Source organism: Eisenbergiella massiliensis (assembly GCF_003435485.1).
On the sequence record NZ_QVLV01000005.1, the window covers coordinates 136,148 to 136,448 of the forward strand.

General features: G+C 51.5%; 1 tRNA gene. It reads right to left on the reverse strand.

What is annotated here, in order from left to right:
- Positions 1–127: 127 nt before the first annotated feature.
- Positions 128–201 (reverse strand) — tRNA-Ile (locus DXC51_RS09240).
- Positions 202–301: the final 100 nt, after the last annotated feature.

Genomic DNA, 301 nt, shown 5'->3' on the forward strand with positions numbered 1-301 from the left:
TGACCCCCTGCTTGCAAGGCAGGTGCTCTCCCAACTGAGCTACGCCCCCATTTCTGACGGTTCACTCGTTTGGTTTTCAGGGAACTTCGTCTTTCCAGACTTGCATTCCAGGTCTTTTCTCCGCCAGTGGGCTTAAGTGGACTCGAACCACCGACCTCACGCTTATCAGGCGTGCGCTCTAACCGGCTGAGCTATAAGCCCTCACTATCGGGTCCGGCTGTTAACAGGCCGCAGTCATTTCTACTTCAGCCTGTGGATTCTTCATCCATTGCCTTTCCTTCTATATGAGTATTTAATTGTT